The organism is Sulfitobacter sp. 1A13353, assembly GCF_043557255.1.
GTDB lineage: Bacteria > Pseudomonadota > Alphaproteobacteria > Rhodobacterales > Rhodobacteraceae > Sulfitobacter > Sulfitobacter faviae.
The window spans coordinates 89963-113053 of sequence record NZ_JBIFFS010000009.1; the positions used below are offsets into that span (position 1 = coordinate 89963).

The 23091-nt window shown below is 62.5% G+C and carries 20 protein-coding genes; 8 read left to right on the forward strand and 12 right to left on the reverse strand.

The annotated features are described in order from the left end of the window. The first annotated feature begins 52 nt into the window (after nt 1-52). The 7 genes from ACGYLO_RS19640 to ACGYLO_RS19670 all read left to right on the forward strand — a co-directional run bounded on the left by ACGYLO_RS19640 (nt 53) and on the right by ACGYLO_RS19670 (nt 8485). Nucleotides 53-1570 (forward strand): ABC transporter substrate-binding protein, encoded by a 1518-nt coding sequence (locus ACGYLO_RS19640; RefSeq protein WP_067265130.1) that lies wholly within the window; start codon nt 53-55, stop codon nt 1568-1570. A 114-nt stretch (nt 1571-1684) separates the two neighbouring features. Continuing rightward, nucleotides 1685-2602: an ABC transporter permease gene (locus ACGYLO_RS19645; RefSeq protein WP_136720362.1), complete on the forward strand. Its 918-nt coding sequence runs from the start codon at nt 1685-1687 to the stop codon at nt 2600-2602. Between the two features lies 1 nt (nt 2603). Next, nucleotides 2604-3506: an ABC transporter permease gene (locus tag ACGYLO_RS19650; protein WP_271690227.1), complete on the forward strand. Its 903-nt coding sequence runs from the start codon at nt 2604-2606 to the stop codon at nt 3504-3506. Between the two features lie 3 nt (nt 3507-3509). Beyond that, a complete protein-coding gene (locus ACGYLO_RS19655) occupies nt 3510-4508 on the forward strand; it encodes an ABC transporter ATP-binding protein (protein WP_271690228.1) in 999 nt (332 codons plus the stop codon). Beyond that, on the forward strand, nt 4505-5500 hold the full coding sequence (locus ACGYLO_RS19660; RefSeq protein ID WP_271690229.1) for an ABC transporter ATP-binding protein: 996 nt from the start codon (nt 4505-4507) through the stop codon (nt 5498-5500). Before ACGYLO_RS19655 ends, ACGYLO_RS19660 begins: the two co-directional genes overlap by 4 nt. A 4-nt stretch (nt 5501-5504) precedes the next feature. Continuing rightward, nucleotides 5505-7094, forward strand: a complete 1590-nt coding sequence (locus ACGYLO_RS19665; protein WP_271690230.1) for a gamma-glutamyltransferase — start codon at nt 5505-5507, stop codon at nt 7092-7094. Further along, on the forward strand, nt 7091-8485 hold the full coding sequence (locus tag ACGYLO_RS19670; protein ID WP_271690231.1) for a M20 family metallopeptidase: 1395 nt from the start codon (nt 7091-7093) through the stop codon (nt 8483-8485). The genes ACGYLO_RS19665 and ACGYLO_RS19670 overlap by 4 nt, the downstream gene beginning before the upstream one ends. Before the next feature lie 36 nt (nt 8486-8521). On the opposite strand, the gene ACGYLO_RS19675 is transcribed toward ACGYLO_RS19670, so the two are convergent. The 9 genes from ACGYLO_RS19675 to glpD form a co-directional block, all read right to left on the reverse strand. Further along, nucleotides 8522-9649, reverse strand: coding sequence for an iron-containing alcohol dehydrogenase (locus tag ACGYLO_RS19675; RefSeq protein WP_394374311.1), 1128 nt, complete (start codon nt 9647-9649; stop codon nt 8522-8524). An 8-nt stretch (nt 9650-9657) separates the two neighbouring features. Further along, entirely contained in the window at nt 9658-11154 is a 1497-nt protein-coding gene (glpK, locus tag ACGYLO_RS19680; RefSeq protein WP_271690233.1) for a glycerol kinase GlpK, read from the reverse strand. A gap of 76 nt (nt 11155-11230) precedes the next feature. After that, a complete protein-coding gene (locus tag ACGYLO_RS19685; RefSeq protein ID WP_276155712.1) occupies nt 11231-12928 on the reverse strand; it encodes an ABC transporter substrate-binding protein in 1698 nt (565 codons plus the stop codon). Between the two features lie 85 nt (nt 12929-13013). Next, complete coding sequence (locus tag ACGYLO_RS19690) at nt 13014-13286, reverse strand: DUF2160 domain-containing protein (RefSeq protein WP_067268456.1); 273 nt, start codon at nt 13284-13286, stop codon at nt 13014-13016. Between the two features lie 15 nt (nt 13287-13301). Continuing rightward, nucleotides 13302-14189, reverse strand: coding sequence for a carbohydrate ABC transporter permease (locus ACGYLO_RS19695; protein WP_271690235.1), 888 nt, complete (start codon nt 14187-14189; stop codon nt 13302-13304). Continuing rightward, nucleotides 14189-15061 carry a carbohydrate ABC transporter permease gene (locus ACGYLO_RS19700; RefSeq protein WP_067268460.1) on the reverse strand — a complete coding sequence of 291 codons (873 nt, stop codon included), beginning with the start codon at nt 15059-15061 and terminating at the stop codon, nt 14189-14191. The genes ACGYLO_RS19695 and ACGYLO_RS19700 overlap by 1 nt, the downstream gene beginning before the upstream one ends. After that, nucleotides 15058-16143 (reverse strand): ABC transporter ATP-binding protein, encoded by a 1086-nt coding sequence (locus ACGYLO_RS19705; RefSeq protein WP_271690236.1) that lies wholly within the window; start codon nt 16141-16143, stop codon nt 15058-15060. The genes ACGYLO_RS19700 and ACGYLO_RS19705 overlap by 4 nt, the downstream gene beginning before the upstream one ends. Further along, the gene (locus ACGYLO_RS19710; protein ID WP_271690237.1) at nt 16143-17228 is read right to left on the reverse strand and encodes an ABC transporter ATP-binding protein; all 1086 of its coding nucleotides are present in this window, start codon (nt 17226-17228) and stop codon (nt 16143-16145) included. Before ACGYLO_RS19710 ends, ACGYLO_RS19705 begins: the two co-directional genes overlap by 1 nt. Nucleotides 17229-17241: 13 nt before the next feature. Continuing rightward, nucleotides 17242-18831, reverse strand: coding sequence for a glycerol-3-phosphate dehydrogenase (gene glpD / locus ACGYLO_RS19715; protein WP_271690348.1), 1590 nt, complete (start codon nt 18829-18831; stop codon nt 17242-17244). Between the two features lie 220 nt (nt 18832-19051). On the opposite strand from glpD, the gene ACGYLO_RS19720 reads away from it, so the two are divergent. Continuing rightward, nucleotides 19052-19819: a DeoR/GlpR family DNA-binding transcription regulator gene (locus ACGYLO_RS19720; RefSeq protein WP_271690349.1), complete on the forward strand. Its 768-nt coding sequence runs from the start codon at nt 19052-19054 to the stop codon at nt 19817-19819. Nucleotides 19820-19828: 9 nt separating this feature from the next. Here the strand turns inward: ACGYLO_RS19720 and ACGYLO_RS19725 are convergent, their stop codons facing one another. From ACGYLO_RS19725 to ACGYLO_RS19735, 3 genes are all read right to left on the reverse strand, one after another. Continuing rightward, nucleotides 19829-21232: a trehalose-6-phosphate synthase gene (locus tag ACGYLO_RS19725; protein WP_271690238.1), complete on the reverse strand. Its 1404-nt coding sequence runs from the start codon at nt 21230-21232 to the stop codon at nt 19829-19831. Nucleotides 21233-21395: 163 nt separating this feature from the next. Beyond that, nucleotides 21396-21992, reverse strand: coding sequence for an exopolysaccharide biosynthesis protein (locus tag ACGYLO_RS19730; protein ID WP_271690239.1), 597 nt, complete (start codon nt 21990-21992; stop codon nt 21396-21398). A 93-nt stretch (nt 21993-22085) separates the two neighbouring features. Then, nucleotides 22086-23060 carry a DNA topoisomerase IB gene (locus ACGYLO_RS19735; RefSeq protein ID WP_271690240.1) on the reverse strand — a complete coding sequence of 325 codons (975 nt, stop codon included), beginning with the start codon at nt 23058-23060 and terminating at the stop codon, nt 22086-22088. Nucleotides 23061-23091 lie beyond the last annotated feature (31 nt).

The following is a 23091-nucleotide window of genomic DNA, read 5'->3' on the forward strand; positions in this document are numbered from 1 at the left end:
GCAAGTCAAAAAGATACGGAACCGAATTCGTTAACCAGCAGGGGAGTTGACCATGAAATCCACGGTCCTGAAATCAACCATCACCGGGCTTGTCTTGGCCGCCGCCACGGGCGCGGCTTGGGCGGACAAAGCCAATGACACGCTGAATGTCGCCTTCACCAAAGAGCTTGAGAACGTCGACAGCTACTTCAACTCGTCCCGCGAAGGCGTGGTGCTGCAACGCGCGGTCTGGGATGGTCTGATCTACCGCGATCCGGTCACCAACGAATACATGGGCAATCTCGCCACCGAATGGGAATGGATCGACGACACGACCATCGAATTCAAACTGCGCGAAGGCGTGAAATTCCACGACGGGTCGGACTTCACCGCCGATGACGTGGTCTTTACCGTGAACTACGTCGCCGATGAAGCCAACGGCGTGAAAACGCAGCGCAACGTGAACTGGATGAAATCGGCCGAGAAAGTCGACGATTACACCGTGCGCATCATGCTGAAAGAGAAGTTCCCGGCGGCGATTGAATTCCTCTCTGGCCCCGTCTCGATGTATCCCAGCGACTACTACGAAGAAGCCGGCCCCGAAGGCATGGGCCTGAAACCCGTCGGCACCGGCCCTTACAAGGTGACCGAAGTCGTCCCCGGCCAGCACTTCAAACTGGAAGCCTATGAGGGCTACCACGACAGCCCCAAGGGCAAGCCCAGCATCAAGAACATTGACATCCGCACCATCCCGGATGTGAACACGCAGATGGCTGAACTGTTCAGCGGCTCGCTTGATCTGATCTGGCAGGTGCCTTCGGACCAAGCCGAGAAACTGGCCGAGCGGGATGAATTCCAAGTCTCCAACGAATCCACCATGCGCGTGGGCTATCTGACGCTCGATGCGGCAGGCCGCTCCGAGGACAGCCCCTTCACCGACGTGCGCGTGCGCAAGGCCGTGAACTATGCGATCAACCGTCAGGAACTGGTCGACGCGCTGCTCAAAGGCAAATCCAAAGTCGTCTACACCCCTTGCTTCCCCAGCCAGTTCGGCTGCGACGAAGACGCGGCGGTGAAGTATGAATACAACCCCGAGAAGGCCAAGGAATTGCTGGCCGAGGCGGGCTACGAAGACGGTCTGACCATCGACTTCTACGCCTACCGCGACCGCGAGTATGCCGAGGCGATCACCAGCTATCTGAACGCTGTGGGCATCGATACCAACTTTAAGATGTTGCAGTATTCCGCCCTGCGTGAGCAGAACATGAAAGGCGAAACCGCCGTGTCGTTCCAGACATGGGGCAGCTATTCGATCAACGACGCCTCCGCCATGGTCAGCCAGTTCTTCAAACATGGCTCGCTCGACTACGCGATGGACGACGAAACGCTCGAATACCTCAACATCGCCGACAGCTCGACCGATCCCGAGGTCCGCAAAGAGAACTACTCCAAGGCGATCGAACGCATCACCGAGGAAGCCTATTGGGCGCCAATGTTCTCCTACAACACCAACTATGTGACCACCAACGAGGTGGAATACACACCCACAGCCGACGAAGTTCTGCGCTTCACCACGGCCAGCTGGAAGTAAATCAACCGGCGGGGGCGCCGTCACCGGTGCCCCTGTCCTTCTCCCCTTCCGCACCCAACCCAGACCCACGCGGCAGGCCCTCGCCTGCGGCGCAGCCTCAAGGTAGTTGCACCCGTGCTTCAATTCATTCTCAAACGATTGGGACTGGCCCTTCTCGTGGCCTTCACCGTGTCGTTTATCAGCTTTAGCCTGCTGTTCCTGTCGGGCGACCCCGCTGCCGCTCTGGCCGGTGAAACCGCCAGCGGCGAAGATATCGAGGCCCTGCGCCGTCTCTATGGTTTTGACCGGCCCATGCTGGTGCAATATGGCGAATGGCTGTTCTCGGCCCTTCAGGGCGATTTCGGCGAAAGCTACTATTTCCGCCTGCCCGTCGCCTCGCTCATCGCCGACCGATTAAGCGTGACCATGACGCTCGGGGTCTGCGGGATCACCTTCGCGTTGCTGACCGCCGTGCCCTTGGGCGTGGTCGCCGCGATCCGCCCCAATTCGATCATCGACCGTGTGGCCCTGTTCATCTCGGTCGCCGGCCAAGCGATGCCGAGCTTCTGGTTCGGCCTCATCCTAATCGTCGTCTTCGCCATCCAACTGGGCTGGCTGCCACCTTCGGGCACCGACACATGGCGGCATTTCATCCTGCCGACCGTGGTGCTGGGCTATTACGCCATGCCCGCCATCATGCGCCTGACGCGCGCGGGCATGCTGGACGTGCTGAACTCCGACTACATCCGCACCGCGCGGGCCAAGGGTGCGAACGAGCGCCGGGTGCTGTTCCGCCACGCCCTGCGCAACGCGATCATCCCCGTGGTCAGCCTCGCCGCCGTGCAGATGGGCTTCATGCTGGGCGGCTCCATCGTGGTCGAATCGATCTTTGCGCTACATGGCGCGGGCTATCTGGCGTGGGAGAGCATCGCGCGCAACGACCTGCCCACCGTGCAGGCGCTGATCCTGATCTTCTCGATGTTCTACATTGTTTTCACCTTCCTCGCAGACGTGCTGAACGCATGGCTCGACCCCCGCATGAGGAGCAGCTGACATGGCCACGGCAAGTACACATGACAGCCTTTTGGACGAAATCACCGGCCCGACCCCCGGCCAGATGCTGCGCAAGCGCATCTTCGGGCACCAAGGTCTGCTGATCGGGGCGGTCGTTCTGATCATCCTCACGATCATCGCGATCCTTGCGCCTTGGATTGCCCCGCATGATCCCTATGCCCAAAGCCTGATGACCCGGATGGAGCCCCCCGTGTTCATGGGCGGCACATGGGAGCATCCCTTGGGCACCGACCATCTGGGCCGCGATTACCTGTCGCGTCTCATCTACGGTGCGCGGATTTCGCTGCTGATCGGGGCCGTGGCGGCGCTGATCTCGGGTCTGATCGGGACCGCGATGGGCGTGGCCGCGGGCTACTTCGGCGGCAAGGTCGACGCGGTCGTAACCTTCCTCATCAACGTGCGTCTCGCGATGCCGGTGGTACTGGTGGCGCTGGCCGTGGTGGCGATCCTTGGCGGATCGCTGCAAGTGGTGATCATGGTGCTGGGCCTGCTGCTGTGGGACCGTTTCGCGGTGGTCATGCGCGCCTCCACCATGCAGGTGCGGCGGCGCGAATATGTGGCCGCGGCACAGGTCATCGGCGCCTCCACCCCGCGCATCCTCTTGTCCGAGATCATGCCCAACATCGCCAACAACCTGATCGTCGTCGTCACGCTGGAGATGGCCCATGCGATCCTTCTGGAAGCGGCACTCTCGTTCCTCGGCCTTGGGGTGCAACCGCCGACGCCGAGCTGGGGGCTGATGGTCTCCGAAGGCAAGAACATGATGCTGTTCGAGCCGTGGCTCGTGCTGATCCCGGGCGCCGTGCTTTTCGTGCTGGTGCTGGCGATCAACCTGATGGGTGACGGTCTGCGCGACGTCACCGCCCCCGAAAACCGGAGCTGACCCATGACAGAACCACTTCTGAGCGTCCGCAACCTGCGGCTCGATATTCCCACGGGCGGCGGCACCCTGCATGCGGTGCGCGGGATCGACTTCGACCTCAACCGTGGCGAGACCCTGTGCATCGTCGGCGAAAGCGGCTCGGGCAAATCGCTCACCTCGCTGGCGCTGATGGGGCTCTTGGGCAGATCCATCAAGCGGAACGCAGATCGGATGACCTTTGACGGGATCGAGCTGACCACCGCCAGCCAAGGCCAGATGCGCAAGCTGCGCGGGGCGCGGATGTCGATGATCTTCCAAGAGCCGATGACCTCGCTCAACCCGGCCTACACCATCGGCGACCAATTGGCCGAGGCGCTGCTCTTGCACCGCAAGGTCAGCCGCCCACAGGCGCGGGACCGGGCGATTGAACTCTTGGAGAAGGTCGGCATCACCGCCGCCGAGAGCCGCTTGTCGCAATACCCGCACCAGCTTTCAGGCGGGTTGCGCCAGCGCGTGATGATCGCCATGGCGCTGATGTGCGAGCCGGAACTGATCATCGCGGATGAGCCGACCACCGCGCTCGACGTGACCATTCAGGCGCAGATCCTGCGGCTGCTCCACGATCTGGGGCGCGAGATGAATATGGCCGTGATCCTGATCACCCATGACCTCGGCGTGGTGGCCCGCGTGGCCGACAAGGTTGCGGTGATGTATGCGGGTGAATTGGTCGAAACTGGCCCGGTGGGCGATATCTTTAACGCGCCCTCGCATCCCTACACCCGCGGACTGCTGCGCTGCATCCCGCTCCCGGGCAAGACCGACCGCGGCGCGAAACTGGGCACCATCCCGGGCATCGTGCCCTCGCTGGTGGGCGAGGTTGAGGGCTGCGTCTTCCGTACCCGCTGCCCGCATGCCGTCGCAGAATGCCGTGGCGACATCCCCAAACGCGAGGACGGCAACCACGCCTTCCGCTGCATTTTCCCCGATGGCAAACGCCAGTCCGAGAAGGAGCTGACCGTATGAAGGACAGCGTGAACACACCCCCGGTGCTGGAGCTTTCCGGCGTCAGCAAGACCTACCGGGTGAAACAGGGCATGTTCGGCAAGGTCAAACCGCTCACGGCGGTGAATGACGTGTCGCTGCAATTGGGCAAGGGCGAGGTGCTGGGCCTCGTCGGAGAATCCGGTTGCGGCAAATCCACCCTCGCCAAGATCCTCTTGGGGCTGGAACAGCCCACCGCCGGTCACGTCAAGATCGACGGCGAAGAGATCACCGAACAGGGCCGTCTGGCGCTGGCGCGGCGGATCCAGCCGATCTTTCAAGACCCCTATTCCTCGCTTAACCCGCGCAAGAGCATTTATGACGTGATCTCTCTGCCGCTGCGGGTGCACAACATCGGTGACGAGGAAAGCCGCAAGAAAAAGGTCAAAGAGATCCTCGACGTTGTGGGCCTGCCGCAACGGGTGATCAACACCTACCCCAGCCAGATGTCGGGCGGCCAGCGCCAGCGTGTGGCCATCGCCCGGGCGCTCATCATGAAGCCCGAGGTGGTGATCTGCGATGAGCCGACCTCGGCGCTGGATGTGTCGGTGCAGAGCCAGATCCTCAACCTTCTGGGCGAGCTGCGCGAAGAGTTTGGCCTTACGTATCTCTTCATCAGCCATGATTTGGCGGTGGTCGAACACCTCGCCACCCGCGTGGCGGTGATGTATCTGGGCGAGATCGTCGAGCAGAACTCGGTCGCCGGTCTCTTCGACGCACCACGTCATCCCTACACCAAGGCGCTGTTGAAATCCGTGTTGACGCCCGAGCCGGGCTTGGGCGTGCCGGACACCCAGCTTGGCATGGCCTACCCCAACCCCATCGCACCGCCGCCGGGTTGCCATTTCCATCCGCGCTGCCCGCGCGCGACGGATCTTTGCAAACAAAAGGCACCGCGTCACACCCCGATCCCGCAGGGGCATGTCGCCTGCCATCTGCACGATCCGGAAACCCCCATGTACGAACAAGAGTAATCCCATGTCATCGAACCTGTCGCACAGCAGTCAAACCCGCAAAACCGTCATCGAAACCGAACATGGCGTTGTCGCCGCGCAGCATCGGTTGGCAGCAATCGCGGGGGCCGAGGTGCTTGCGGCAGGGGGCGACGCGGTGGATGCGGCTGTGGCCACCTCCTTCGTCATCGGCGTGTTGGAACCTTGGATGAGCGGCCCTGCGGGCGGCGGGGCGATGATGCTCTGGCGCGCCGAAGAAGGCCAAGCCCATGCACTGAACCACGGCATGCGCAGCCCCGGCGCGCTCGACCCGGCGAATTATCCGCTGAGCGGGCGGGGCAAGGCGGGCGATCTCTTCCCATGGGAGCATGTGGAGGGGGACCGCAACGTCCAAGGCGCCACCGCCATCGCCGTGCCCGGCGTCGTTGACGGGCTGGGCCAAGCCCATGAACGGTTCGGCAAGATGCCTTGGGGCGAGCTGCTTGCCCCGGCGGTCGATCACGCCCGCAAGGGTCTATTGGTGGATTGGTATGCCGCGCTGGTCATCGCCTCTTGCACGCGCGCCCTTGCGCAGGATGCGGATGCGGCGGACCTCTTTCTGGAAGACGGGCAATGGCCGACGATCAGCGGCTGGACCGCGCTGGCCGAAAAGCGGCTGGACCAGTCGCGCATGGCCGACAGCCTTGACCAGATCGCGCGGCACGGGGCGCGCGCGCTCTATGATGGTGACCTCGGCGCCACGATGGCGCGGGATGTGCAGGACAAGGGCGGCTGCCTCAGCCACGACGACCTGCAAGCCTACCGCGCCGAATTCAGCGCGCCGCTCGACTTTGCCTACCGCGACGCGCGCTTCCATGTCGTGCCAGGGCTGACCGCCGGGCCGACCTTCCGCGACACTTTTACCTCTCTCGCGACCGACGACCTCGGGAACGCCCCCGGCCCCGACAGCTATGCCGCCATGGCCGAGGCGCTCAAAGGCGCCTATGCCCGCCGTCTGGGCTCCATGGGCGATACCGGCGAAAGCCCCGAGGCACCGGGCTGCACCACCCATTTCTCGGTCGTCGACCGTCACGGGAATATGGTGGCGCAGACCCAGACGCTCTTGTCGATCTTCGGCTCCCGCGTCGTCTCGCCCTCCACCGGCTTTTTGATGAACAACGGCATCATGTGGTTCGATCCGGTTCAGGGCCGCCCGAACTCGCTCGGCCCGAACAAGCGCTGCCTGATGAATGTCTGCCCGGTGATCGGCGAACAGGGCGACAAACGCTTTGCCTTCGGGGCCTCCGGCGGGCGCAAGATTCTGGGCGCGGTGGCGCAACTGTCCTCCTTCGTCACCGATTTTGACATGTCGCTCGAAGACAGCTTCCACGCGCCGCGCATTGACGCTTCGGACGCCAACCAGCTCATCGCCGATGAAAGCCTGCCGCGCGATGTGCTCGACCGTCTGCGCGAGAACAATGAGGTCGCCGAGACCAAACGCACGATCTTTCCCTACGCTTTCGCCTGTCCCGCAGGCGTGATGCGCGCGGGCGGGCAGAATTCCGGCTGCACCGAGATCATGTCGCCTTGGGGCGACGCCATTTCTGAAGATATGACAAAGGACATTGAAGCATGACCCGCGATCAAGCGATCGAAGCGATCTCGACCTATTTCGATGAGGGGACGTTCCAAGCCGAACTGGCCAACCTCGTCTCCTACGAGACCGAGAGCCAGAACCCCGACCAAGCCACCGAACTGAAACGCTATCTGGTCGAGACGATGGAGCCAAGGCTAACGGCGATGGGCTTTGCCTGCAGCTTTCACGACAATCCTGACCCGCGCGGCGGCCCCTTTCTGGTGGGCGAGCGCCGTGAGGGGGATGACCTGCCGACCGTGCTGACCTATGGCCACGGCGACGTGATCCGCGCCCAGACCGACCAGTGGCGCGAGGGGCTGCATCCTTTCAAACTGGTCGAAGAGGGCGACAAGCTTTATGGCCGAGGCACCGCCGACAACAAGGGCCAGCACCTGATCAACATCGCCGCCATCGAAGCGGTGCTGAAAACCCGCGGCAAGCTGGGTTTCAACTGCCGCATCGTGATCGAGATGAGCGAAGAGACCGGCAGCGCGGGTCTGCCCGAGTTCTTTGCCGAACACCGTGAGGAACTGACCGCCGACGTGCTCATCGCCTCCGACGGGCCGCGGCTGCAACCCGAAGTGCCAACCATGTTCATGGGGTCGCGCGGGGGCGTGTCGTTTGATCTGATCGTCGACAAACGCGAAGGGGCGCATCACTCGGGCAACTGGGGTGGCTTGCTGGCCGATCCTGCGATGATCTTGGCGCAGGCGCTGTCGACCATCACCGACAAGCGCGGGCAAATCCAGATCCCCGAGTGGCGGCCCGACAGCCTGACCCCCTCGGTCCGCGCGGCGTTGAAAAACCTGCCGATCGAAAGCGACGATGGCCCCGCCATCGACACCGATTGGGGCGAAGAAGACCTGACCCCGGTCGAGCGCGCCTACGGCTGGAACAGCTTTGCCATTCTCGCGATGAAAAGCGGCGTGCCCGAGGCGCCGGTCAACGCGATCTCGGCCCATGCGACGGCCACCTGCCAATTGCGCTATGTCGTCGGCACCGATCCCGAAGACATCCTGCCAGCGCTGCGCCGTCACCTCGACAAAAACGGGTTTGAGGATGTGCGGATCGAGCCGCATGACCGTGGCTTCTTCCGCGCGACGCGGTTGGGTGCAGATCACCCTTGGGTGAAGTTCGTGGCCATGTCCCTGACCGAGACCGCAGGCAAAGCGCCGCATATCCTGCCCAATCTCGCAGGCTCACTACCCAACGACAGCTTCAGCGAAATTCTGGGTCTGCCAACGGTCTGGGTGCCGCATTCCTATCGAAGCTGTTCGCAGCACGCGCCGGATGAACATGTGCTGAAACCCGTCTGCCGCGATGCGCTGCGGGTGATGGCGGGCGTGTTCTGGGACTTGGGCGAAGGCAACACGCCGCCACGCAACGCGTAAAACCTGCCGGGCGGGGACCTTGTGCCCCTGCCCGTTCTACATCGCCGCGCGGATGCAGGCTTCGAGCGCTTCCGTCTCAAGCACGCAAGGATTGGCGCGCATGGAGGAAGATGCCGCCGCTTCGCGGGCAGTCTCACCAAGGTCCGCCTCTTCGGGAATCCAGCGGTCCAAACGGTCCAGCCCCCAGTTATCAAGCAGATCGGAAAGCGCGTCGAATGTGCCTGTCTGGGGCAGATCGAACCCGTCCGACAGCCACCTCTGCACTTCCGTGAAGCGGGCCGAGACCCCGAGCACATCCGCGTTCGCGGCCAGAACCGGCCCCAACAGCCGCCCGCAGATCAGCCCATGCGGCGCAGCGAAACGCCCGCCGATCACACCGGCCAGCCCATGCACGGCCCCGAGGCCCGCATTGGCCAGCGCCAAACCGCCCGATAGGCTAACATAGGCCAGCGCATCCCGCGCGGCCTGATCCTCTCCCGCAGCCAGACGTTTAAGCGCAGCGATGCCCTGCGGGATCGCGGCGCGGCAGAGGGCATCGGTCAGCGGGTTGGCCTTGCTGGACAGATAGGGCTCGATCACCTGCACCAAAGCGTCGAGACCGGAGCCCAAAGTCACCCCGCGTGGCGCGCCATCGGTCAACGCGGGGTCGACCAAGGCCAGACGCGGCAGCATACGGTCGTCGCGCAGGCTGACTTTTCGCGCGGCCTCCGGCACGGCGATGACGGCGTTTTTGGTCACCTCGGCCCCTGTGCCTGCGGTAGTGGGGATCGCGATCATCGGCAGGGGATCGGCCTGCAAGGGCTTGCCCGCGCCCACGACTTCAAGATGCTCCATCACGTCGCACTCCGACGGGATCAGCGCCGCTGCCGCCTTGGCAAGGTCGATCACCGCGCCGCCGCCCGCGCCCAGCACCACATCCGCGCCGCGCCCCGCCGCCACGGCGGCGCGCACGTCTTTGACCGACGGCTCGCCGCTGCCGCGCGACTGGGTCACCTCGCAGCCCGCCGCCGCCAAATCGCGCGCCAGTTCATCGACCCAAGCGACCGAGCCGCCGCGCAGCAAAAGCACCTGCCGCCCATAGGCCCGCGCGGCTGAGGCCGCTTCACCCGCGACACCGCGACCAAAGCGGATGCGCCCGGCGGTGGCGAAACCGAAAGGGGAAATCCTCTGCATCAGAACTGCAACGTCGCCTGAACAGCCCGCTGCCAAGCGCCGTATTTCTCTTCGCGCGCGGCCTCGTCCATCTCAGTTTCAAACCGCCGATCAAGCGCCCATTCGCGGGCGAAACCCTCCATATTGGGGTAGATGCCCGCCCGCTGCCCGGCCAACCATGCGGCCCCAAGTGCTGTGGTTTCCAGCACATCGGGGCGGTCCACCGAGGCGCCGATCACGTCCGAGAGGAACTGCATCGCCCAGTCACTGGCGCTCATCCCGCCGTCGACGCGCAGGGTCGCAATCTCGCCCGGTTGGCCTTGGGCGGCCCAATCGGCCTGCATGGCTTCCAAGAGGTCACGGGTCTGGTAGCCCACGCTTTCCAGCGCCGCCCGCGCGAGTTCCGCAGGGCCGGAGTTGCGCGTCAGCCCGTAGATCGCACCACGGCATTCGGCGTTCCAGTAAGGCGCACCGAGGCCCACGAAAGCAGGCACCAGCACCACGTTCTGATGCGGATCGGCCTGCTCGGCCAGCGCTTGGGTCTCGCCCGCCTCGCGGATCATTTTCAGCCCGTCGCGTAGCCATTGCACCACGGCCCCGGCGACGAAGATCGAGCCTTCGAGCGCATAGGTCGGTTTGCCATCAAGCTGGTAGGCGATGGTGGTGAGCAACCGGTTGGTCGAGGTCACCGCCGTCTCGCCCGTATTCAGGAGGGCGAAACAGCCGGTGCCATAGGTCGATTTCATCATGCCGGGCTGGAAACAGGCTTGCCCGATGGTCGCCGCCTGCTGGTCGCCCGCGACGCCGAGGATCGGGATCTCGCGGCCAAAGAGATCGGGGCGCGTGGTGCCGAAATCGGCGGCGCAGTCCTGCACCTCGGGCAGCATTTCGAGCGGCACGTCGAACATCTTGCAGATCGTCGTGCTCCACCGGCCCTTGTGGATGTCATAAAGCATGGTCCGTGCGGCGTTGGTCGCATCGGTCACATGGCGCGCGCCGCCGGTGAGCTTCCAGATCAGGTAGCTGTCGACGGTGCCGAAAAGCAGCTCGCCCGCCCGCGCCCGTTCGCGCGCGCCCTCGACATTGTCGAGGATCCATTTCAGCTTGGTGCCCGAGAAATAGGGATCGGCCAGAAGGCCGGTGCGTTCGGTGATGATCTTGTCGTCGCCGCTTTCGCGCAGCGCGCGGCAGAAATCGGCGGTGCGGCGGTCTTGCCAGACGATGGCGTTGTGGACGGGCGTGCCGGTTTTCGCGTCCCAGACCAGCGTCGTCTCGCGTTGGTTGGTGATGCCGATGGCGGTAATGTCATCGGGGCGCAGACCGGCCTTTTCGATCACCGCGCGGCAGGTGCCAGCCGTCGTCGACCACAGGTCGCCCGGATCATGTTCGACCCAGCCGGAACGGGGGAAATGCTGCGGAAATTCTTCTTGGGCCGTGGCCGTCACCGACATGTTGCCGTCAAAGATGATCGCCCGCGATGAGGTGGTTCCCTGATCAATGGCGAGGATATGGGTCATGGCGCGGCCCCCGGATGTTGGATGAAACGAAAAAGGGGCCGGAACGCTGCTGCGCCCCGGCCCCCGAAAGTTTGGCTTACTGCCAGGACTTGATCAACTCTTCGTAGCTGATGGTCTCGGGCTCGGGGTCTTCGTTGTCGAGCTTGGCAACGGGCGAACCTTCCTGCTCGAGCCAGTAGGAGGCTTCACGCTCCTCGTTCATTTTCGGACCCAGATCACCTTGGACGCCTGCGCGCTCAAGACGTTCCATGACCTTTTCCTGCTCGGCGCAGAGGCTGTCGAGCGCTTCCTGAGGTGTTTTCGCACCCGACATCGCGTCGCCGATGTTCTGCCACCACAGCTGCGCCAGCTTGGGGTAATCCGGCACGTTCGTCCCGGTGGGCGACCATGCGGTACGCGCGGGTGAGCGGTAGAATTCCACCAGACCGCCGAGCTTCGGCGCACGTTCGGTGAAGCTTTCGTGCTGGATGGTCGACTCGCGGATGAAGGTCAGACCGGCATGGGCCTTTTCCACGTCCACGGTTTTCGAGGTCACGAACTGCGCATAGAGCCATGCGGCCTTGGCACGGTCGACGGGCGTGCTTTCCATCAGCGTCCAGCTGCCCACGTCCTGATAACCAACCTTCTGGCCTTCTTTCCAGTAGGCGCCATGCGGGCTGGGGGCCATGCGCCACTTGGGCGTGCCGTCTTCGTTCAGCACGGCCTTGGCGCTGTCGTTCACCATGTCGGCAGTGAAGGCGGTGTACCAGAACATCTGCTGGGCGATGGCACCCTGCGCAGGCACCGGACCGGCTTCGCCGAAAGTCATGCCAGCGGCTGCGGGGGGCGTGTACTTCTCAAGCCATTCGATGGATTTGGTGATCGCATAGACCGCCGCCGCATCGTTGGTGGCACCACCACGGGTCACACAGGAACCGACGGGCTGCGAGTTTTCGTTGACGCGAATGCCCCATTCGTCGACCGGCAGGCCGTTGGGCTCACCCACATCGCCGCCGCCCGCCATGGAGAGCCACGCATCGGTGTAGCGCCAGCCAAGGCTCGGGTCTTTCTTGCCGTAGTCCATGTTGCCATAGACTTCGACGCCGTCGATGGTGCGGCCGGTGAAGAATTCGGCGATGTCTTCGTAAGCGGACCAGTTGACCGGCACGCCCAGGTCATAGCCGTATTTCTCTTTGAACTCGGCCATCAACTCAGGATCGGTGAACCAGTCCTGGCGGAACCAGTAAAGGTTCGCGAACTGCTGATCAGGCAGCTGATACAGCTCGCCATCGGGCGAGGTGGTGAAGTCGAGGCCGATGTAGTCATCGAGATCGAGACCGGGGTTGGTCACGTCTTTGCCTTCGTTCGCCATCCAGTCGGTCAGGCTGCGCGCCTGCTTGTAGCGCCAGTGGGTGCCGATCAGGTCAGAGTCGTTGATATAGGCGTCGTAGATGTTCTCGCCCGACTGCATCTGCGTTTGCAGCTTTTCAACCACGTCGCCCTCGCCGATCAGGTCGTGGGTGATGTTGATGCCGGTGATCGCGCTGAAGGCCGGGGCCAGCACATTGGCTTCGTATTCGTGGGTTGTGATGGTCTCGGACACGACTTTGATGTCCATGCCTTTGAACGGCTCGGCCGCGTCGATGAAGAATTGCATCTCCGCTTCCTGCTCTTCGCGGCTCAGCGCGGAGCGTTCGATTTCCTCGTCGAGGAACTTCTTCGCGGCTTCCATATCCGCGAATGCTGGCCCGGCGAGCAGACCGAGCGTGACCGCCAAAGCGGTACTCGATTTCATGACAGATCGTTTCATTATGTCCTCCCTAGACATTTGGTCGTGTCGTATGGCGGCCCCGGTTGCCCGGGGTCCGCCGTGATAGCGCCTAGACCCAGCGAAATACGGCTGCGGCATAGGCAAGGCAGACCAGCAGCGCATAGGGCTGCGGACCCGCCTCGAAACCCAGCCAGATCAAATTGATAAAGGCCGAGCCGAGAAGCGTGATGAACAGACGGTCACCACGGGTTGTCTCAATCCTGAGAATGCCTACACGGGGCGTCTCAGGGAATTTGATCGCGAGGATCGTGAAGGTCACGAGTAACAGCGCGATGACACCGAAGAAGATCGCGGTGGGCATGGTCCAAGCCATCCAAGACATGGGCGGTCTCCTCTCTTATACCCGCCCGAGGGCAAAGCCCTTGGCGATGTAGTTGCGGACGAAATAGATTACCAGCGCACCCGGCACGATGGTCAGCACACCCGCCGCGGCCAAGACCCCCCAGTCGAGGCCAGAAGCGGAGACGGTACGGGTCATGGTAGCGGCGATGGGTTTGGCATCGACCGAGGTCAGCGTGCGCGACAGCAGCAGTTCCACCCATGAGAACATGAAGCAGAAGAAGGCCGCGACCCCGATGCCGCTGGCAATCAGCGGGGTGAAGATGCGGATGAAGAAACGCGGGAAGGAATAGCCGTCGAGGTAGGCCGTCTCGTCGATTTCTTTCGGCACGCCGCGCATGAAACCTTCGAGGATCCAAACCGCGAGCGGCACGTTGAACAGGCAGTGTGCCAGCGCCACGGCGATATGCGTGTCAAAGAGGTTGACCGAAGAATAGAGCTGAAAGAACGGCAGCGCGAAAACGGCGGGCGGCGACATGCGGTTCGTCAGCAGCCAGAAGAACAGGTGTTTGTCGCCCAGAAACGTGTAGCGCGAGAAAGCATAGGCCGCCGGCAGCGCCACGGCGAGCGAGATCACCGTGTTCATCACCACATAGATCAGGCTGTTCACATAGCCCATGTACCAGCTCGGATCGGTGAGGATCTTGGCATAGTTCGCCAGCGTCAGGTCCCGCGGATAGAGCGAGAAGGACCCGAGGATTTCGGCGTTGGTTTTCAGGCTCATATTAATGAGCCAATAGATCGGCAGCATCAGGAACAGCAGGTAGAGCGTCATCACCACCACAGACCCTTTGGGCCGGAAGCGGCCGCGTCGGGCGCGTTTGGCGGTGGTCACGTCGCCCGGAATGGGCGCGGCGCCGGGGGCTTGCACGGTTGTGTCGGTCATCACACACCATCCCTTTTGTCGAGGTTGACCATCACGGTGTAGAACACCCACGAAATCAACAGGATCACGAGGAAATACATCAGGCTGAACGCCGCTGCGGGGCCGAGGTCAAACTGGCCGATGGCCATTTTCACCAAGTCGATGGAGAGGAAGGTCGTGGCATTGCCCGGCCCGCCACCCGTCACGACGAATGGCTCGGTATAGATCATGAAGCTGTCCATGAAGCGCAGCAGAATGGCGATCATCAGCACGCCCGCCATCTTGGGCAGTTCGATGTAGCGGAACACGGCCCAACGGCTGGCTTGGTCGATCTTGGCCGCCTGATAGTAGGCGTCCGGAATGGATTGCAGACCGGCATAGGCCAAGAGCGCCACGAGAGAGGTCCAGTGCCAGACATCCATGACCACAACCGTGATCCACGCCGAGGTGATGTCTTGAGTGTAGTTATAGGTGATGCCCAGCTTGTCGAGCGTATAGCCCAGAAGCCCAATGTCGACGCGACCAAAGATCTGCCAGATGGTGCCGACCACGTTCCACGGGATCAGCAGCGGCAGGGACATGAGGACAAGGCAGAAGCTGGCCCAGAACCCGTTCTTGGGCATGTTCAGCGCGACGAAAATGCCAAGCGGAATCTCGATCGCCAGAATGACCCCCGAGAAGATCAACTGACGGCCAAGCGCGTCCCACATCCGGTCGCTGTCGAGCATGTCGGAAAACCACTCGAGCCCGGCCCAGAAGAATTCGTTCCGGCCAAAGGTGTCTTGCACAGAGTAGTTGACCACGGTCATCAGCGGGATCACGGCCGAGAAGGCCACGAGGATCAGCACCGGCAGGACAAGGAACCATGCCTTTTGGTTGACGGTCTTGTTCATGCGGCCTCTCCCTCTGCGCTGATGCGCCAGTCGTCGTCATAGACGTTGATGCCCGCCGGATCGAAACTGATCGCGGTGTTTTCGGTCGGCACTGTCGCGCCCTCCTCAGCGATGGCGCTGACCTGCTGGCCTGCCACGTCGAGACGGATAATCTTGTGACGGCCCACATCCTCGACACGGGTCACCTTGGCCGGAAGGCCCAGACCTTCGCCATTGATCCTAACGAATTCGGGCCGGACGCCCAGTTGCGTTTTCTGGCCCTTGGGGGCGTAGGTCTTGTTCAAATTGACGCTCGTGCCCGCGACCTGCGCCGCATTGCCCGCGATCTGCGCGTCAAAGAGGTTCATCCCCGGCGAGCCAATGAAATAGCCCACGAAAGTATGGGCAGGCCGCTCGAAAAGCTCCTGCGGCGTGCCGATTTGCACCACGCGGCCATCATACATCACCACCACCTTATCGGCGAAGGTCAGCGCCTCGGTCTGGTCGTGGGTGACGTAAATCATCGTGTGGCCGAATTCGTGATGCAGCGATTTGAGCTGCGTGCGCAGTTCCCACTTCATATGGGGGTCGATCACCGTGAGCGGCTCGTCGAACAAGAGCGCGTTCACGTCCTCGCGCACCATGCCGCGGCCCAGCGAAATCTTCTGTTTGGCATCTGCTGTGAGGCCCCGCGCCTTGCGGTTCAGCTTATCCTCCATGCCGATCATCTTGGCGATCTGCTGGACCCGGGACGCGACATAAGAGGCATCCGCGCCACGGTTGCGCAGCGGGAAGGCCAGATTGTCATGCACGGTCATCGTGTCGTAAACGACCGGGAACTGGAAAACCTGCGCGATGTTGCGCTCGGCTGTCGGCGCATGGGTGACGTCTACGTCGTTGAACAGGATGCGCCCCTGCGAAGGCTGCAAAAGCCCCGAGATGATGTTGAGCAGAGTGGATTTGCCACAGCCCGAGGCGCCCAAAAGCGCATAGGCTTCGCCGTCGATCCAGTCGTGGTTCAATTCCTTGAGGGCGAAATCATCCTCACCGCTGGGATTGGGCAGATAGGAATGGGCGAGGTTATCAAGCGTGATCTTGGCCATTATGCCGCCTCCGCATAGGGCGCGGCCGAGACGAGCGCCCCGTTCGCGTCAAACAGGTAGATATGCGCCGGGTCTAGATAGACCGGCAGCGGCTGGCCGGGCTGCAAATGCTGGATGCCATGCACCAGACCGACCCATTTCGCACCGTGGTAATCGAGGTGGATAAAGGTCTCCGACCCCGTGATCTCGGTCACGTTCAGCACGGCGTCAAAGCCGATGGCCTCGGGCGCCTGCGCGCTTAGCGTGAGGTGGTTGGGGCGGAAACCGGCGGTATATTCGCCGTCGCGCAAGCTCGCCATCGTTGCGGGCGCCGCCATCTCACCGCCGTCGAACCGCAGCGTATCGCCCAATTTGGTCATGCTGAGGAAGTTCATCGGCGGGTCAGAGAACACCCGCGCCGTGGTCGCATTCTCGGGCCGGCGGTAGACACTCGGCGTCGGGCCGAATTGCGTAACGCGGCCTTCCCAGAGTGTCGCGGTATTGCCGCCCAGAAGCAGCGCTTCTTCCGGCTCGGTCGTGGCATAGACAAAGATCGACCCGGCCCGTTCAAAGATACGCGGAATTTCGGCGCGAAGCTCTTCGCGCAGCTTGTAGTCGAGGTTGGCCAGCGGCTCATCCAAGAGCACCAGCCCGGCATTCTTGACCAGCGCCCGCGCCAAGGCGCAGCGCTGCTGCTGGCCGCCCGAAAGCTCCAGCGGTTTGCGGTCAAGCATCGGGGTTAGCTGCATCAATTCAGCGGTTTCGCGGACGGCGCGGTCGATCTCATCCTTCGACTTGCCCACCAGCTTCATCGGAGAGGCGATGTTGTCGTAAACCGTCATCGAGGGGTAGTTGATGAACTGCTGATAGACCATGGCGACCTTGCGGTCCTGCACCCGCATGCCGGTCACGTCTTCGCCGTTCCAGATCACCTGCCCCGTGCCCGGCACATCGAGCCCCGCCATCAGCCGCATCAGCGACGTCTTGCCCGAGGATGTAGGCCCCAAAAGCACGTTCATCGTGCCTTTTTCCAAGGTCAGGTCGGTCGGGTAGATATGCGTTTGGCCGCCTACCGTCTTCGACACGTTCTTCAGGATCAAACTCACGTTCGACCTCCCCTCATTCCGCCGCAGAGGCGGCTTGTTTCGCCGCGCGCATCTGCATCCATTCATCAAGACGCGCGATCTGCGTCTCGTCCATTCGCAGGCCCAGCTTGCTGCGGCGCCAGACGACGTCCTCTGCGCTGAGGGCATATTCCTTGTTCATCAGCCAAGCGACCTCGCGCGCGGTGAGCGTGGCCCCGAAATGCTCGCCCATATCCGCCAGAGTCTTGGCCTCGCCCGCCATCGCCCAAGCATCCGTACCATAGGCCCGGATCAGCCGTGCTGCCCAGCTTTCATCCAGAAAGTCATAATCCGCTTTCAGCCGCGCGATCAACTGCGCCACGCCGTCCACCGGGAAATCACCGCCAGGCAGGGCAACGCCCGCGGTCCAATGGCTCGACAGCCCGTCGAAATGCGGCGCGATCAACTCCAGCGCGTCTTCGGCCAGCTTGCGGTAGGTCGTGATCTTGCCGCCAAAGACATTGAGGATCGGCGCGCCGCCGGTTTTGTCGACCTTGAGCGTATAATCCCGCGTCGCCGCCGTGGCGCTGCTGGCCCCGTCGTCATAAAGCGGGCGCACCCCGGAATAGGTCCAGACGATATCTTTGCGGGTGATGTCCTGCTTGAGATAGCCGTTCACGAAGTCGATCAGGTAGTCCTGCTCTTCGGGCGTGCATTCCGGGGTGACGGACGGATCGGGGTGATCCGCGTCGGTGGTGCCGATCAGGGTGAAATCCTGCTCATAGGGGATCGTGAAGATGATCCGCCCATCGGTGCCTTGGAAGAAATAGCATTTGTCGTGATCGTAGAGCCGCTTGGTCACGATATGGCTGCCGCGCACCAGCCGCACCCCTTCGGAGGAGTTCAGCCGCGCGGTGTTATGGATGATGTCGCCGACCCACGGGCCACCCGCGTTGACCAGCATCTTGGCGTGGATCACCTCGCGCCGGCCATCCGCGCCATGCTCTACCGTGACCGCCCAGCCATCGGCGCTGCGGTCGGCAGAGACGACTTTGGTCCGGGTCATGATGCGCGCGCCGCGCAGTTCGGCGTCGCGGGCGTTCAGCACCACAAGGCGCGAGTCTTCGATCCAGCAATCGGAGTATTCAAAAGCCTTCTCGAACCGATCCTCCAGCGGCGCCCCTTCGGGCGTACCGCGCAAAGAAAGGCTGCGTGTGGCGGGCAGGATTTTTCGCCCGCCGAGATTGTCATAGAGGAACAGGCCCAACCGGATCAGCCACGCCGGGCGGCGGCCCCGCATCCACGGCATGAACAACCGCAGCAGCTTAGAGGTCGGCGTGTCGCCCTCGAACCGCATGTCGCGGTGATAGGGCAGCACGAAACGCATCGGCCAAGAGATATGCGGCATCGCCTTCAGCAGCACCTCGCGCTCGGTCAACGCATGGCGCACAAGGCCGATCTCAAAATACTCAAGGTAACGCAGCCCGCCGTGGAAAAGCTTGGTCGAAGCGGAAGAGGTCGCCGAGGCGAGATCGTTCATCTCGGCCAAGGTCACGCTCAGACCCCGGCCTGCAGCGTCGCGCGCGATCCCGGCGCCGTTAATACCACCACCGATGACGAATAGATCGACCGGGGCAGCGGCCATATGGCTATCGGGCTGTTGGTTCACGATCCGGCCCTCCCCCAGCTCAGACTGTCCAATTTGGGGCAGTGTTACGAAACGACTCTCATCTGCACAAGAATTATTTTCGTTTATGTTCGTTTCACCAGCATAGCGAACATGTTAAACGTGTCTTGCTGCGCGATTGCTTGCGTTAGCCAAAACACTGGAGATAATGCGCCAACAGCAGGCAGGAGCGACGCCCATTTCACAGACATTCCGCCATCCCGACATCCTTGAAATCGCCCGGCGCGAAGGCAAAGTCACCGTCGATGGGCTGGCCGAACATTTCGGCGTGACCCATCAGACCATCCGCCGTGACCTTACGGAACTGGCCGACAGCGGTAAGCTTGAGCGGGTCCATGGCGGTGCGGTGCTGCCCTCGGGGGCCAGCAACATCGGCTATGCCGAGCGGCGCAATCTGCATGAAGAGGCCAAGAATCGCATCGCCCGCGCCTGCGCCGAACATATCCCCGACGGCTGTTCGGTCTTTCTAAATATCGGGACCAGTACCGAGGCAGTGGCCCGCGCCCTGCTTCACCACCGCGATCTGATGGTGGTAACGAACAACATGAACGTGGCCAATATTCTGGTCGACAACCCCGAATGCCGCATCGTGCTGACCGGCGGCGCACTGCGCCGGATGGACGGCGGTCTGGTCGGAAACTTGACGATCGAGACGATCCGCCAGTTCAAATTCGACATCGCGGTGATCGGCTGTTCGGCCATGGATGCGGATGGTGATCTGCTCGACTTCGACATCGAAGAAGTGGGCGTCAGCCAATGTATCATCGCGCAGTCGCGCAAGACTTTTTTGGTGACCGATCATTCCAAATTCAAACGCTCTGCCCCCGCGCGCATCGCCTCGGCGCGGGAGGTGGATATGTTCTTTACCGATCTGTCGCTGCCTGCGGGCCTCGCCGAGAAATGCAACGGTTGGGAGACTGCAGTGGTCTATGCGCCGGAAGAGTGACCCCCGCCGCTAGGCGTCTGTCCATTCCCGCGCCCGGGGCTTGACCACGAGCGTCGGCTTGCAGGCTTTCAAAGCGTCGACGAAATGCTGGCTCCAAAGGTTCACATCCGTGGCCCGCACCTGCGCCATGCAGCTTGCATGGCGGCGCTTGCGCTCTTCCAGCGGCAAGGCGAGCGCGGTCTTGAGGGCCTCGCTCATGTCTTCGATGTCATAGGGGTTGACCTGAATCGCATCCGCAAGGTCCTCGGCAGCGCCGGCCATATGCGACAGGATCAGCACGCCGGGGTCTTCGGGGTCTTGCGCGGCGACATATTCCTTGGCCACAAGGTTCATCCCATCGGCGAAGGGCGTCACGATCCCGACCCGCGCCCGGCGATAGAGGCGGGCCAAAAGGTTGCGATCAAGGTTGCGGTGGATATAGCGCAGCGGGGTCCAGTCGATCTCTCCATGCTCCCCGTTCACGCGACCGACAAGCTCTTCCAACTCGTAGCGTAACTCGCGATAGGCGGCGACTTCCTCTCGGCTGGGCGGGGCGATTTGGACCATGCTTACCCGGCGTTCCCGCTCATCCCGGGTTTCGAGATAGCGGCCAAAGGCGCGGAAGCGGTTGGGCAGACCTTTGGAGTAATCGAGCCGGTCGACGCCGATCACGATGTCACCCGCCATATCGTCGGCCAAACGGTCCTGCGCGCTGCCGCCCTGCGCGGCCTGCACAAAGGTCTCCACGTCGATGCCGATGGGGAAAGACCGCAGCGCCACCGCGCGGGAGCCGCATTTGATCGTGCCATCCATCAGGAATTCGGAATCGGTCTCGGCCCGGAACATCTCAAGACAGCGGGCCACGTCGGCGCGGGTTTGCAGGCCTACGAGGTCATAATCCGCCAGCCAATGCGCCAGATTGGCCTCCCGCGGGAGGGCGCCCATATCGCCCAAGGCGGGAAAGGGAATATGCAGGAAAAACCCGATCTTGCCGGTGAAACCCAGCTTGCGCAGCTCTGTAGCGAGAGGGAAGAAATGATAGTCGTGAACCCAGATCATATCGTCGGGCTCGGCCACCTCCATCACCTGCCGGGCAAGGCGGGCGTTGACGGCGCAATAGCCCCGCTCGAACCCGCGGTCGAGCTTGACCAGATCGCCGCGGCGGTGACAAACAGGCCAAAGCACGGAGTTCGAGAAGCCGAGGTAGAAATTCTTGTAATCTTCGGGGGTTAGGCTAAAGCTCAGCCGGGTGTAATTGCCCTGATCGCCATATTCGCTGAGACTGTTGGCGGGGGTATCCGTGGTTTCGGGGTGCGACCCGATCCAGATGCCGCCGATCTTGCGCAGGGTTTCATGCAGCGCATAGACCAGCCCACCGGAAGGGGCGGCCTCCGATGGGATGCGATTTGAGATTACAATTAATCTGCCAGCCATTTTATGCCTCGGGAACAATCATTTTCGGTCGCCGAGCCTGATTAGGCGGAACGCCGACCACCACTAACGGTTTAATGGTTTAGGTCGGTAAAGGTTCCCAGCTTGAGCGCCTTTGGTCAAATCTTTTGCAGGTGCAGCATGGCCAAGGGCGGGAATTATTTTCTCAGCGCCCAAGAAAGAACCACGCGACCCCCACAGGCAGCAGCGACATCAGGATCATCGACAGGATGACCACCCGCCCGTCGCGCATCAGATAGCCCGCCGCGAAGACGGCGATCATCGCCGACGCGATGGAGCCGGAGGTGGGCACGACCTCCATGAAGGGCATAAACATCGACAGGGCCATCACCATGAACAGGGGCAGGTAAATCCACGGGCGGTGCAGGATGAAGGTCGAGCGCTCGTGCAGATAGCGGTCCACGAAATCCACCGGGCGGCGCAGCCACCGCACCCCCTCGCGGAGTTTTTTTGCCGCGATGTCGCGGCGCATGACGAAACCGGGCAGCCAGAGGCTGTCGCGGCCAAAGATCATCTGCACCACCAGAAACAGCACCACCAAACCGATGAAAGCCGTGATCCCCGGAATGCCGCTGGCCGGCGAGGTTGAGATCAGGCTGAAAGCGAGGATGGTTGAGGCAAAAGAATGTTTGCCCAGACAATCGATGATCTCTTCCACGGTGATTTGCCGATCCGCGCCGCCGGAAAGATGCTCCATCTCATCTAGGACGCCGCTGAGGGTTGGCCGACCTGTATCGCTCATGAAATTCTAGTCCTTCTAACGTCGGGCGATAGCGCTACTCATGTTAACAATGCGTGAGCGCGGTGAAAGTTCACCCGAATTGTCAGTTCAAGTTCACGTCTTCGCGCGCAGAAAGGCCAGCAGCCCCCGTTCGGCTTGGGTCATATCGTCGATATCGGGCGGGTCCGGCAAGTCTTGCGGGGTCTGGGAAAGTTCGATCACCTGCGGATGGATATAGCTGTTACGCGCGATGGTGGGCGTGTTGTGCAACCGTTCGGCGGCGGCTTCGGCCATGGCTTTGATGCTGGGCTTGTCCTCCTTCAGCGCAACGTCGAAGGCGGCGACGGACCCGGCCCAAGTGCGAAAGGTCTTGGCCGAGAAGCCTTCGGTGCCAGCGGCCTCGGCAATGTAGTCGTTCAGCGCGGTGGAGGTCAGACTGCGCGGCTGCCCCTCTTCGTCGAGCCATGTCAGCAGGTCCGCGCCGGGCAGGTCGCGAATTTTCTCAAGCGCGCGCATTAGGGTGCGGTTGGCGATCTGGCGGCGAACCCGTTTGCCGCCCTTCGCCATGAAGGACGCCTGCAACTTGCCGTCGCGCAGGACCAGATGCCGCCGTTTCAGGGTCAGCGTGCCATAGGTGCGGTTGGTTTCGGCATAGACGTGATTGCCAACGCGCAGCGACAGCCGGTCGATCATCGCCACGGCGGCGGCCAGCGCAAAATCACGTTCGCCCAACTCCTCCTTGAGATCACGGCGCACGCGGCGGCGGATGCGCGGCAGAGTCTCGGCAAACTCGGGCAGACTTGCGTATTTCTCCTGCGCCTGCGCCTCGGACCAGAGCGGATGGTAACGGTATTGCTTGCGGCCCCGCGCATCGAAGCCGGTCGCCTGAAGGTGCCCATTGTCATAGGGGCTGATCCAGACCCGCTCATAGGCCGGGGGCACCGCCAGTTTCACCAGCCGCGCCCGCTCGGCCTTGTCCTTGATGCAGCGGCCATCGGGCGCGTGATAGGAAAACCCCCGCCCGCAGCGCCGCCGAGCGATGCCGGGTTTGCTGTCGGGGTAGTACCTGAGCGTCGACGGTGCGGTCATCTGGGCTTCCGATTGCGATAGGCGGGGTGGC